The sequence below is a fragment of the Microcoleus sp. BM001215392 genome, assembly GCF_036700185.1.
Taxonomy (GTDB): domain Bacteria; phylum Cyanobacteriota; class Cyanobacteriia; order Cyanobacteriales; family Microcoleaceae; genus Microcoleus.
This window is the reverse complement of record NZ_JAUBOJ010000186.1, coordinates 1-13767: the sequence shown is the minus strand read 5'-3', so window position 1 is coordinate 13767 and position 13767 is coordinate 1. Positions and strand designations below refer to the sequence as shown.

9 protein-coding genes and 1 pseudogene are annotated in these 13767 nt (G+C 41.7%); 1 reads left to right on the top strand and 9 read right to left on the bottom strand.

The features are described 5' to 3' along the window. The first annotated feature begins 64 nt into the window (after nt 1–64). Nucleotides 65–1183 (top strand): annotated as a pseudogene (locus tag QT974_RS19385) (IS630 family transposase). 382 nt (nt 1184–1565) lie between these two features. On the opposite strand, the gene QT974_RS19380 reads toward QT974_RS19385, so the two are convergent. From QT974_RS19380 to QT974_RS19340, 9 genes are all read right to left on the bottom strand, one after another. Further along, entirely contained in the window at nt 1566–2426 is an 861-nt protein-coding gene (locus QT974_RS19380; RefSeq protein ID WP_333470061.1) for a class I SAM-dependent methyltransferase, read from the bottom strand. A gap of 191 nt (nt 2427–2617) precedes the next feature. Further along, nucleotides 2618–4279 (bottom strand): ABC transporter ATP-binding protein, encoded by a 1662-nt coding sequence (locus tag QT974_RS19375; RefSeq protein WP_333470060.1) that lies wholly within the window; start codon nt 4277–4279, stop codon nt 2618–2620. An 11-nt stretch (nt 4280–4290) separates the two neighbouring features. Then, nucleotides 4291–5361, bottom strand: a complete 1071-nt coding sequence (gene fni, locus QT974_RS19370; protein WP_333470059.1) for a type 2 isopentenyl-diphosphate Delta-isomerase — start codon at nt 5359–5361, stop codon at nt 4291–4293. 29 nt (nt 5362–5390) lie between these two features. Then, nucleotides 5391–6263, bottom strand: a complete 873-nt coding sequence (locus QT974_RS19365; protein ID WP_333470058.1) for a hypothetical protein — start codon at nt 6261–6263, stop codon at nt 5391–5393. A 161-nt stretch (nt 6264–6424) separates the two neighbouring features. Next, nucleotides 6425–7579 (bottom strand): ATP-grasp domain-containing protein, encoded by a 1155-nt coding sequence (locus QT974_RS19360; RefSeq protein ID WP_333470057.1) that lies wholly within the window; start codon nt 7577–7579, stop codon nt 6425–6427. Between the two features lie 30 nt (nt 7580–7609). Next, a complete protein-coding gene (locus tag QT974_RS19355) occupies nt 7610–8215 on the bottom strand; it encodes an N-acyl amino acid synthase FeeM domain-containing protein (protein WP_333470056.1) in 606 nt (201 codons plus the stop codon). A 54-nt stretch (nt 8216–8269) separates the two neighbouring features. Then, nucleotides 8270–9820: a class I adenylate-forming enzyme family protein gene (locus tag QT974_RS19350; RefSeq protein ID WP_333470055.1), complete on the bottom strand. Its 1551-nt coding sequence runs from the start codon at nt 9818–9820 to the stop codon at nt 8270–8272. A gap of 7 nt (nt 9821–9827) precedes the next feature. Continuing rightward, on the bottom strand, nt 9828–11519 hold the full coding sequence (locus tag QT974_RS19345; protein ID WP_333470054.1) for an HAL/PAL/TAL family ammonia-lyase: 1692 nt from the start codon (nt 11517–11519) through the stop codon (nt 9828–9830). Between the two features lie 615 nt (nt 11520–12134). Further along, complete coding sequence (locus QT974_RS19340; protein ID WP_333470053.1) at nt 12135–13079, bottom strand: hypothetical protein; 945 nt, start codon at nt 13077–13079, stop codon at nt 12135–12137. Nucleotides 13080–13767 lie beyond the last annotated feature (688 nt).

Sequence of the window (13767 nt, the reverse complement as noted above, 5' to 3'; positions counted from 1 at the left end):
TAAGCTGATACGCAGCTAGATTGTATAATATAAATATAAAATAAGCGCTCATTAGTTATAATGTATGCCAGCCAAAAACCATCTATCTCAAAATCAAAAACAGAGACTCATTAAACTACTAAAAGAGTCTGATGATAATTACGTGAGGGAAAAGGTTCTAATTTTATTACTAATAAATGACGGAAAAACTTATCGAGAAATTAGTGAATTCATGGAGATTGCTTACACAACAGTAGCTTATTGGTCAGTTCATGGCGACCCAGATAATTTGGATAGTTTTTTAGATAAAAGAAGCCCAGGGAATTTTCGCAAAGTCACTCCAGAGTATGAAAAAATATTGATAAATACAATCGACAAAGATCCGGAAGAATATGGATATGAATTTGGGAGATGGACGGCAGCCAGACTAGCAACATATTTAGAAGAAGTCACAGGAATTAAATTGAGTTCCAAATATCCAGGATACTACATAAAAAAAAATACGTTTACATTTGGGCCAAATATAGTTTAGAGGACAAACAAAATCCCGTTGAAAGAGAAGTATTTAAACAGAAGCTGTCGGAGTATTTAAGAATAACCAAACAAACACCAGAACTTTTACAGGTATGGTTTTGGGATGAAAGTGGATACAGGAAAGCGAGTGATAAGAAGAAAAACTTGGGGTAAGAAAGGTCGTCGAAAAAAAATAACAGGTCAAAGGAGAAGAGGCAGAGTAAATATCATGGGTGGGTTGAGATATCATGACAAAAAAAGGTTAAATTTTGTGATTAAAAGAGGAGACTCGAATACGTTTTATGAGCAAATTAATGCCTTAAATGATTCGATAGTTCAAGAGTGGAGAGAACTGGGTAATCAAGCTGAAAACTTTGCTGAATCTGGAATGAAGATTGTAATTGTTTTAGACAATGCTAGTTTTCATAAAAAGAAAGATATTCTGAGCCAAATATCAGCCGAAATGCCTCATATTATTTTAGAATTTTTGCCACCTTACAGCCCCGATTATAATTTGATTGAATTGGTCTGGCATTCAGCGAAAGAATATATAGCACATCGACTGTTTAAATCAGTAGAAGAATTGTCGGAATTGCTACATAGATTATTAAATGAAGGAGAAATGGTTATTAAATGGGATCGAAAAATCAAAAATAAAGGCAATGCTATTTTATCCGGTTTAGCTGCGTAGCAGCTTATGATTAGTGGGTCTTCATTACCTGGTATGCTAATCTCGGCTTATTGCCGTCAAACTATTGCTATTAAGCCAAAAATGGCTAAAAAATCTAACAATAATAGATTGTAGGCTCAATCCCTTGCCAGCTAACGATCTGAGTTCAAATCAGCATACTAAGTAATGAAAAGCCTGATTAGTCCTCTTTAGAGGACTTTAGCTATGAGACAGGGGTTTCAACCCCTGGCGGACTGGCGGGTGGGCAGGAGGACTGGCGGACTAAAAACTTAAGTTGACACTCCGAAAGGCTAAAGGAAGTGTCCCTACTTACGCAAAGCCTATGTATCATACTGAGTGAAACGAAGCATCTGGATCGATGCTTCGCCCAAATGCCTAAGTCCTATTTTTCATAACGAACTAGAAGATGCCACAGAAAAATATCCGGGTCGTCATGATCGATCATCTCTTTAAACATCGAAACAAAAGGCTCATAGTCCAAAATCTCCATCTGCAAACAAAGTTGTTTTAATCCCGCTTCTTTAAAGATGCGATTCAAACGCAAGGGAGTGTAATAAATCTGGGGATCTTGCCACTCAGCATCCCAAACTTTATTGCCGTAGACATCGATAAATCCTTCTGTAACGCAGTGAGCGTGTTTGCGACTAAAATAGGCAATTTCTAAGAAGCATAAGGTAGTTGGAAAATATCCGTATATCTTGCCACCGGGCTTGAGAACTTTACCAAATTCCCGAATCATGTGGCGGTTGGTTTTATCCTCGCTGGAAACCACGGAATTTGCGAGGAGGACGTAATCAAATTTATCGTTCCACTCCGGTTTTTGTTCGGTGATGCGCGTGGAGTCTACTTCCTCAAACACAATTTGCTTGTTGTTGAGTCGGCCATCTCCATCTGCTTTTTCCCAATCTGCTCGTGCTTTTTCAATCGCTGTTTTGGAAAAATCAGTACAGTAGACTTGTCCAATTTGGGGGCAAAATTCTAATAAGGTTTTCTGAAGATAAATTTCCGAGCCGCAACCGGGAATTAGGACTTTGATGTGAGGCGAGTTGGGAATATCGTAGCCGGGAGAACGCTCTGGACGGATTAAGTTTTTGCAGATTTTGGGGTCTTGGGTGATGCTGAAAGCGTTGTTGGTATAATCTTCGTGGTGTTTATCCCAGATTTCTTTCTCTTCTTCAAGAGATTTCGAGCCAAGGCCATGAGAAGAGGGGATTAGCCATTTGTAATCATTTGTGTCGGTCATAATTTTCAACTCCAAAATGTTCAGTACAAGTTAAATCTGTGTGTCATACCAATTTAATGTGAAGTTGCACATATCTCGATCCCCCTCGCATCCCCCTTAAGAAGGGGGACTTTGAGCGGAATCTTGTCCCCCCCTTATTAAGGGGGGCTAGGGGGGGATCGGATTCTATGCAGCCTCATAAAAAATTGGTGTCAATCACTCACCACCAAGCTGCCGTTTTCCATCACATACGTGACATCCGCACGCAACGCATTAGCTATGCGGTGGGTGATGAAAATCACCGTGCGTTCTTTGCTAATGCGCTCGATGGTGGTGAGGATTTTGGCTTCCGTGGCGGGGTCGAGGGCGGATGTGGCTTCATCAAGAATCAGAATTGCTGGATTTCTCACCAAAGCTCTAGCTAAAGCGATTCTTTGCCGTTGTCCCCCTGATAACTGTCCGCCTCTGTCACCAACAGGTGTGTCGTAGCCTTGAGGTAAGGACAAAATAAATTGGTGAATCTCTGCGGCTTTGGCTGCGGCTTCGACTTGTTCGTCAGTGGCTTGTAGATAGCCCCTACGGATGTTTTCTCGCACCGAGCAATTAAACAGAATTACATCCTGAGAAACCAGTCCAATTTGAGAACGGAGCGATTGTTGCGTGCAGGATCGCAAGTCTACTTCATCAAATAGAATGCGACCTATATCTGGGTCGTACAGTCGGGTAAGTAGATTAACGATGGTACTTTTACCCGCACCGGATTGTCCAACAAAGACGACAAAATCACCTTTGTGGAGGGTTAGGGATAGCTTATTAATTCCTTTTCTCTGTGAGGAATAGTTAAAGCTAACATTATCAAAGCGAATTTCACGGGAAAAAATGGGTAATTCAATGGCATCAGTGGTATCTTGGACTTGCGGAACTTCAGCTAACAGAACGCAGATGCGCTGCATCGCGGCTATCCCATCTATTAGGTAGGGAAGGGAAAACGTAAAGCTGAGGATGTTTAGATTTAAACCAACTAATAAAACCTGAAAAGAGACGAGCGTACCTACAGTAATTATGTTTCTGTAGGTCATTAATGCGCCGATAGTGATTACGGCAAGCTGGACAAACACAAAGACTAGAGTCGGAATCCTTTGGACTAAATAAGAGGAAAACTTTGCTTTAAGATAAACTTTCTTTATGTCGTGCAAATCCTTGGAAAAATTCTTAATGGTTCTGTTTTGCAAGCAAAATAATTTAACGACTGATTGGGAGAGAATATTTTCTTGAATGACATTAGCAATTTTTCCTTCTTTTTCTCTAAGTTGATAGTTTTGATCGGTAGCTTTTTGACCAATTTTGGCGGGGGCAAGGGTGCAAAAGGTTAAACCAATACAACTAATTAGACCTAACTGCCAGTTGAGGGACAACATTAAGATAGCCGAAAATAGAATGCTACCTAGTTCTAAAATTAGGATTAGTCCGTAGGTCAAGCTATTTTCTACTTTTTCGGTATCGGCTGAAAAACAGTTGACAATATCTCCGGCTGAACGTCGCCCAAAAAACTCCATAGATAGGTTTTGCAGGTGAGAAAACATAGAAGAGCGGATGTTGTTGATAACTGAAATGCTAAACCGTGTCGCCCAGAAATCTCCTAATAACCCGATGAATACAAATAAAATCGCTCCCCCACCCAGCAAAAGGAGAATTAAAACCAGAAGACGGTAATTTTGGGGAATAATGGCAGCATCGATAATAAACTTTAAGCTCATTCTAATTGAGGATTCAAAAGCTGCCTCAAAAAGTCCACGAGCGATGAGAAGAATTGCTAACCATCGGTAGGGTGCGATGTATTTATTGAGTTCTTTGAGAAACCAAATTAGGTTCATTTATTTTTCAATTAAAAGGTGACTCGCTCCAATACACTAGGGGTTCTCAAGCCAGCTAACGTGGCATTGCCAGTACAGAATAAAACCGTAGTCATTTCAGCGAGTAAATCTTCCACTAAGTCGGATAACGCAATTTCAGATTCAACAGCAGCTTTGAGAAAGGGAAACGCCAAACCCGCTAAATCTGCACCTAGAGCAATAACTTTAGTCACATCAACACCATTGCGAAGTCCACCGGAAGCGATTATGCGAATATCGGGAGAAATCGCCCGTACTGTTGTGACGCATTCTGCGGTTGGTAATCCCCAGTCAGCAAAGGTTGTTCCCAGTCGGCGTTGTCGTGGCTCTGAGGCTCGTTCGCTTTCCACTTTTGCCCAAGATGTTCCTCCTGCTCCAGCTACGTCAATGGCGCTTACCCCAGCCTCAATAAGTTTCTCAGCCATCTGTGCCGAGATGCCGTTACCAACTTCTTTGGCAATGACGGGAACAGGAAGCTTTTGGCAAAGGGTCGCTATTTTGGCGAGTAGTCCTCGAAAGTTGGTATCTCCGTTGGTTTGAATACACTCTTGTAGGGGATTCAGGTGTAGAATTAGGGCATCTGCCTCCAGTAAATCCACGCTTCGCAAGCATTCGTCAATGCCGTATTTATAGTTAAGCTGTACTGCACCCAAATTAGCAAACAACAGAATATCAGGAGCGATAGAACGTACAGCAAATGTGGAAGCAACCTGAGAGTTTTCAATTGCCACCCGTTGAGAACCGACACCCATCGCTATTCGGTAGTGTTGGGCAACTTCCGCAAGACGATGATTAATCATTTTCGCCTGTTCCGTTCCACCCGTCATGGAGGAAATTAGGAGGGGAGCGCCTAGTTTTTTATGGAAAAAGGTTGTACTCAGGTCAATCTCGCTTCGGTCTATTTCTGGTAGGCAGCAGTGAGTAAACCGATAGCGTTCTAGTCCGTTGGTGGTTTGGTGAAATTGTACATCCTCTTCTAAGCAAACTCGCAAATGGTCAGCTTTACGAGTTTGGGTTAGAGTTGCTTGTTCGGATGTTGCTTTATCAGCCGTTTGATTTGACAATTTGCCTCCTTTGATAAAGTAAAAAGGATTTATTGTGAAACGGTAGTACCTTCTTCTAGGATTGGATCTGGAATTTCTGGCACTGCAAATTCTTCCGTCTCTGCATTCCACATTTCCATTAATTTCAGATCGGCATTCCAGAGTTCAATAAATTTTTTAGCTAACTCGGGTTGAGTTTGTTCCAGGAATTTGAGTCGCTCTTGTAACTTGGAGTTCAAGTCTTCTATATAGCGATGCAAGCGTTGAGGAGCTTCAGCACCATAGAGACGAACAAAAATTCGATAGGTGTTAATAACGTTGCGGCTAATATCTTCCTTGTAGTCTCTGAGGTCACAAGAAATTTTGCATATTTGATCTGACAATCGGCAGGTCTGTAAAAATTCTTCATCATAAGGTTTATCTGTTAATTTGAATAAGATTCGTTGTAAAATACCGAAATCAAAACATTTGAATAGACTGGCTTTATCAATATCTTGTTGAGTTAGAATTACTCCCGAACAAAACTGCTGTTCCAGACGGTAGTATGTCAATCCATTGGTAAATAATTCAGTTTCTATTTTTTCGTCGAATAGATTGAGTTTAATTAATACATTTCGCAAAGTCAATACGTGTTCTGAGATAAACTCAGAATCATCAACATGGCGTTCGTACTCTTCATCAAGCTGATAGATTGTCGCTTCTGTAAATATGAGGAGAGGCATAACTTGAGGAAAGTCTACTTCCGAAAGACCTACCAAAGGAAAATAGAATCTAATGAGACCCTGAAGATTAGTGATAGATTTTTGAAGACTCCAGTATGAAGTGGTGGGTATCAACATTTCATCAGTTACACACACCGTTTTGATAGATTCGAGGTGGTCATTCACTAGAGCGGTATCGTTTTTGAAGATGGAGTAAGTCATTGTATTCACCTTGTTGGTTGGTTGAGCTAACTAATTTTGTTGCCAAAGAGTAGAGTAGAGAGGGCGGGATTATAGTGATATCATCTTGCTATCCAACCCGCTGATATGGCTCAAGACAGGTTCTTCAATCTTGAAATGGACTAGCTGCTAAGATGCAAACTTTACGCTGCCTGATTTACTGAAGGGAATTTTGTGAAATCCCTAGAAAAAGCTTCTGTAATTATTTCAGACATCAGATGAGAAAATGGAATTTTGGCAAGGTGTAAAATAGTACCAACTCTGGATGTATTTGGCTCTTCTACACCCATTGTGAGAGATCTGGAGGTGATAGCAGGACCGGGATTTACCTCTAAAACAAACATCTCTTGAGTTGTCTCATCCATGCGGATATCTACCCGTCCATATCCCGTACCAACCACTGCACAGTAAGCACGTTTAGCTAAATCGCCGAGTCGCTCGTGCAATTCAATCGGTGCTAATTGATAACCAAATAATGGTTCTTGATTGGGCGGGAGAGTTCGCTCTTCTGCTTCTGTTATCCATAACTCACGGGTATAAAATCGCTCAGTTTCAGGTACACCAGAGTGAAAAACCGTTTCTACAGGTGGATAAACTTCAATTCGCTCTGACTGTTGAGCATTCCCTACGAGTAAAACCGTAAATTCTCTACCTTTGATAAATCCTTCGACAAAGATACTGCCTGCCGAAATTTGCATCCCATGTTCTCCTTGCTGTAAATGCTGAAATCGAGCGATCGCTTCTTCATCAGTGTGGATAACAGATTGTAAGGAAATGCCTCTAGTGCCAAATGAACTTGAAGGTTTGACAATCAGTGGAGGTACAAGGCGATCGCACAATCCCCGAATGCTATTGACATCCTTAATCACTTCATAGGGTGCAGTTGAAACTCCTGCCTCAACAAAAGCCTGTTTCATCAATATCTTGGAGTCCCCCATTTTAAAAAATTGAGAATCTGCCCCCGTAAAGGGAATACCCTTAGCTTCTAATAATTTGACAACGGAAGCGCCCGGATATCCATCAACTTCATCTAGTCCCGCACAGTAGTTCAAGACGACTGGAAAATATTGGGCTTGGGAAGTGGCAACCTCTTCAATCACCGCCTTCATATTTTCTAAGGTGATTAACCTCAACTTCCATTCCATATCCAGTTCTGCAAAAACAGCGGCTAGTTCTTGCTGAAAATATAAAGGATTAAATTCTTCGTTAGAAAAATCTTGCTCTACGGATAGACAGGGAATGAATGCCCAGACAAGTATCTGTTTATCGTGAATCGGTGAATTTTGAATTGATTTCATGTTTTTAGATTACTTTTACAGAATTGCCGATCATGCCAGAAAAGTTTTACAAATATCTTTCAATGGGGAATTGATTTGCTCTAGGTAATCTAAATCAAGTAGATCGAGCATTATAATAGTTCCTTCGCCATATTCTGGATGATTCAGAGTGCCTATACTTTTGTATCCTATTTTGCTATAATAAGCGACCAATTCAGAATCACACTCGCTAAAATCAAACCGGATTCCTTCAAGCAGTAATTGCCTGTAATTTTCTCTGATTAAATGCAGAGCAATTTGGTTGCCTCTCAATTCTTTTTGAACCATCAGTTTTCCACTTATTGAAGTAAATTTGGGATGGGCATCGCCTACATAATCCATTTGATAAAGCTGAGGATAATATTCCAAGTTAGAGCTTCTAGCTAAATTGTTTCTGGCTGTGCCAACTAGCCGATTGTTGTAAAAAGCTGCAAGGATTTTGGCGGAGTTATCCAAGGGTTCTATTATGGTTTTATGATGAGAATCGGCGTAATGGGAAGTTTTTCCCATTTCTTCAATATAAACTTTATAGCGTAACTTGAAAACCTGCTCTCTTTCCTCGCCCGTTTCGGCTAATCTGATATTCAGACTTGTCTTGAATGGAGATTTGTTCTGCATTTTTTTTTGGTATCCAAACTCGGTAAAGTAATATTTTTGAAAAACCTCTGTTGCTCAAAAAGAAAAGTTTTGACCAAGCAGACTGAAAGGGATTAGATTCGTGGCTGGAGAAAAATTTTCCGTCCTGAGAATTCTTTTAAGAACTTTACCAGCAGGATTTTTAGGAATTGATTCCACAAACTCTATAGCTTTGGGAATTTTGTAAACTGCCATCCTCTCCGAACAAAATTCAAGAATTTGTCGGTCAGTTATCGTGTGACCTACCTTAAGAACAATAGAGGCTTTGACTCTTTCGCCTTTAATTGGATCGGGAACCCCATACACAGCCACTTCAGCAACTACTGGATGTTCATAAATCACATTTTCAACTTCAGTCGGATAAACTTTGAATCCGGACACATTAATCATGTCTTTCAATCGATCGACAATATAGAAAAATCCCTCCTCATCCATCCGTCCAATATCGCCTGTATGGAACCAACCATTTTTTATCACTTCTTGGGTTTCAAAAGGGCGATTCCAATAGCCAAGCATGACGTTTGGTCCCTTAATAACAATTTCTCCCAACTCGCCTATTGGAACTCGATTTCCCTCTTCATCAATAATTTTCATTTCCACGTTTTCAATAGGAGTTCCAATTGAACCTAGTTTGTATTTCAAGCCGTGATTATAGCTGGCAAAGGGTGATGTTTCAGTTAAACCATAGCCTTCGTAAATCACAAAACCGTACTTTTTTGACCAGCTTAGTGAAACTTCAACTGGCATAGGTGCTGCTGCTGAAAAGTAATAACGCACGCTTGTCATGTCATAGCCAGAGGTATCTATATTCAGCATTTTTATAAACACTGTCGGGACACCCAAAAACATTGTGACGTGATGAGTTTCAATAATATGTAAAATTTGATCTAGGTCAAATTGACGGTGCAATATAATAGTAGCACAGGCATTGAAACCACTGTTGAAAATGGCGTTTTGCCCAAAGCAATGAAACAGAGGCAAGAAAAGTAGTAACCTATCATTTTGAGAAATCTGGTAACAGTGATTAGCCGAGTAAATATTAGAAACTATATTTCCGTGAGAAAGAGTCGCTCCTTTGGGAAAACCAGTTGTTCCTGATGTGTAAAGGATACAAGCAGGAGCGTGGCTATCCATTTCCACAGCACGCGCTTCTTCTGAAGCATTTTCCATTAGTTCTGATAAGCTAATCCTTTTATTAGCTTGACCTTCCGCAATCAAAATGTGTTGCAGTTCGGGTAAGTCTGCTTTTTGTATTTCCTCGCTTTGTAACTCTGTTGTAACGATCGCTTTGGCTGCACAGTCGTTGACAATATAGCTGACTTCAGCACTTTTGAGCATCACATTGACGGAAACAGCAATTGCACCGATTTTGAGAATACCCAGATAGGAAATGATAAATTCAGGAATATTTGGCAAAAACAAAGCTATGCGATCGCCTTTGTGAATGTCCAAGCTCCGCAGCCCGTTAGCTGCACGATTGGCGAGGTTGTCTAGCTGCTTGTAGGTATAGGATTTATCTTCAAAAATTAGGGCGATTTTGTCAGGAAACAAGTGGCGTCCCCGTTCTACGTGCTGTGCGATGTTCATGGTGCTTTCATCCTTCTTTCAAGCTAGACAAAACTTGGTTGACTGCTGCCACAATCTGACCGCCAGAGGCGATATCAGCCGCAATTTGGGCAATGTGCAAGTCTAGCGATTGTTCGTTGTCGTTCCAGAGGTAAGGACGGTCAGCAGAAGGAGGGTGTCCTACTATGTTCCGCACTGCCATATATAACTCTCTGGTTGCGGGTGAGAGGGTGTCGCGGGCATCATAATGCTCGGCAATTGCATAGGTGCGTAAATCAACAGCTTGCACCCCAAACATGAGAGCGATCGCCATATATCGTTGGAAAATTTCCACACTTGTCCGGGCTAAATTGGCAGAAGCAAAGCCTTGGCTGTTGATATTTTGATTATATTGTTCGGCATGGGTAGGAAATCTGTCTGCTATAGAATTTCCATAAAAGGTTAGCAGTGGCATGATTGAGTTGCCAGCTATTTGCAGACCCTTTAGCCCCATGTTGACAATCCTCTGTGGGTTTCCAACTAACGACGCTGGCAGTCCATTGTTAAATTCTGGGGCGACAAGGGAGGCAATTTGTACGTCCAAATGCTTGGCTAATAAACCGATGTAGTACCGCAGCCGATCCATTCCTACACCAACGTATTGACCCAGAAAATTGCCTCCATGATAGCTGGCTTGATTTTCCACATCAATCAGTGGATTATCGGTAGCCGAGTTGATTTCTACTTCAATTTGTTTTTGAATTTCTGCAATACCATCTATAATCGGCCCCATGTACTGTGGTAAGCAGCGTAGTGAATAGCGGTCTTGAATAGGATGAGAGCCGCGATCGTGATTAGAGCCGTCTAATTCTTCCCTAATCAGGCGTGAACCTAACAGCAAATCAAGTATTTGGTTGGCAGCCCAGAGTTGTCCTGGATGGGGTTTTAGCTTGTGTATGAAGGGGTGGAATGATTGATTAGTGCCGTTTAAACCTTGGATAGCTAGGGCGTGGACACCCATTGAGAGCGCTAATAAAATTTTAGTATCATAGACACAGTTCGCAGCAATGCCTGTCATCACTGAAGTGCCATTTACCATTGCTAAACCTTCTTTGGGAAGTAACTGCAATCGTTCTAAACCGAGCAGTTCGAGGGCTGTAAGCGCATCCAGTTCTTTTCCATTAAAGTCTACGGTATAACTTTGGTCTAAACCAATCAACGCTCCCGTGATGTAGGATAATGGCACTAAATCTCCACTTGCACCAATTGAGCCTAATTCATAGACATAGGGAGTAACACCAGCATTGAGGAAATTTGCCATGCGCTCAATCAGTTCGAGGCGAATACCTGATGCCCCCTGCAAATGAGAATTGAGCCGCAAAATCATGGCTGCACGGATATCAGCTAGAGGCAATCTTTTTCCTGCTCCTGACTTGAGGAACCATATCAGGTTGTTTTGTAGCTGCGCCGCACATTCGCGGGAGATCGCGACATTTGCCATGCCGCCAAAGCCGCTGGTGACACCGTAAATGGGCTGACCCGATTCTACAGCATTCTCAATGTAGTCACAGGATGCTTGCACGCGACCCAGAATATCAGGTGCATCAGTGATGCGTACCTGGAAACCGTGACGCGCTACACTAACTACTTCGTTGATAGTCAGAGGGCGATCGCCCACAACTAAGGTTCGATTTGAATTTTCAAGACAGATTGTTTCTAGAGGCATTGTCATACCAGCCATGCGTTTAAACTCTGTTCCAGTAAAGGAGTGAATTAGGTTTTAACCTGAGAAATGGATTCTCATTGAAAGAGTTCTAATCAAACTCGTCAAAAAGGTTTTAGGGCAAAGTCGTCAACACAGAGGGCTAGCTGCGATCGTGTGGCGATTGAGTAATTCCACCTGCTGCTGGGGAAAAGCGGAAAGCGGTCACTGTTTCTGCGTCTGCCAATGCTTGTTATTTGGTTGAACTCTATCATCGTTTTAGTTACGGTTGAGCTGCCGATCCACCTTATGCAGCAAAGATACGCCCGTGAGTAGCAATAGAACAGAAATGTACGCGCTTGTCCGAATGCTCACTCTGCCTGAATTGTAGCCGCCAGCTTATTCCTCGCCTATTCCTGTGATATGGATTGTTATTGCAGGAAAACACCTATCTCAGAAAAGACTTTTCCCCGAAAAATGGGCATGAATGGAAGTCGAAATTTTATTCTTAACGTACACTTTTGTTCCGTTGCTACTCACGGGCGACTCTCATCGTGCGTAGTAGGTTACCACCCCTCCAGATGGCAAGGGTTTCTGGCTTTGGTCGTGATGGCGGGTGAGCCTTGTGGTCATTCTTTTTTTTGTATTTTGCTTTTAGGCAGCTTTTATCAAGTTGATCTCCTCTTGGATGTTAGATCGGGACTTCTTTAGATTTCCCACAAGTTTGTCATATTTTATTTGCTGCTCCTCATATTTTTCAGAACTAGGGTCAAGGGCAGCAATTATTTTTGCTATTTTCTGGAGTTGTACATCCATCCCCGCTTCCACGTCTGCCAAAGCCTGTAAATGGTTGAAATCTACTATCGTTTTTGCTTCGCGAATGGAGATTTTTGCCGTATAAAGATAAAAGTTCTGGCAGATCAGGTCTGTTTTGAAAAATTGTTCCTCCTTAACATTATTTTCTATGACGTAAAGAAACAATGTTAGCCCGGGGCTAAGTGATACAATTTTACTTTCTGACATGAGCTCCGTTTTTGTGCTAGACGTAAAAGATTCAAGTATACCTTGTATAGCCATAAATGCTGTTGATGCTATCAATAGCTGTTGACTGGATGATGCTAACATCGACTGACTCAGCTCTGGATTTTTCGTTATCTCTTCTTTAGAGATTATTTTACTGCCCTTCGGATCTTTATCGTCACTTTTCTCCTCTTTTTTGATTTTTCCAAATAGTGCGCCTTGGATTGAATCGATCATTCGGTTTACATTATCTAGTGACCACTCGCTCAACGTTGTTAAATGTTTGTACTCTCCTTTTGCCAGATCGAAGAACTCGTTATTATACTTTGAATAGTGTTCCGTAACATCTTTATTAATTGCCTCCCATGCTTTATCCGCTCGTTTTTGGAGATCATTCTCCATCTGATTTAAGTAAGCCTGAAACTCTTGATTTTTTTTTGTTTGATCTTCGATTGCGTTAGAACGGCCCATGTTTTCCTCTCTACTTTTTAATGATGCAACAATTGCTGACAGAGGTAATGCTTGTTCTCGCCTAGTTGGGAACAAGCCAACTTTTCGTCGGTATTGAACCGGAGACAAGATTAAGTTTGTCTTTTTCCTGTCTTCTGCTTATAAGACGATTCCGCTTGTCAATTTCTGATTTTTTGGAGGTTACGGTTTTTTTCTTAACTTGACGCACACTCTGAAACCAGTGTTAAGAACGAGAAGCTTTTCGTATCTTCAGGAGATACAAGCAAGGGGGGATCGCCGGAGTGCAATTCAAAGGGTGCTCGCCTATTTACCTCAAACTCTACTAACTACGATCGCCTCCCACAAAAAAGAGAAGTGATCGCGCTTGGTATTGGTTCGCGCACCAAGGGTTAATGGGAGCGCGGGTGACAGTGGAACGTTTGCGAACCGGGTCTCCCGGCTGCTTTACGAGGAAGGAGCGACGGCGAGTCGAGGGTTGAGTTACGGAAGGAAGGAAGGAGAAAGGAATTGCAGTTGTGACCTTTCCGGAAATTTACCAGTTGGGCTTTTAAGCGAATACTTTCATCAAGTACATCATCTTTGCACCACCAACTTTTCTTCTGCCCCCCCCCAAACAAACATGGCGGCTGACGACTGAAAACTGCCTTCCTTATTCGCCTCTCCCTTATCGGGATGATCGTTACAATCCATTCTGTGTTATACCAATTTTTTATGAGGCTGCATAGAATCCGATCTCCCCTAGCCCCCCTTAATAAGGGGGGGACAAGATTCTTCTCAAAGTCCCCCTTTTTAAGGG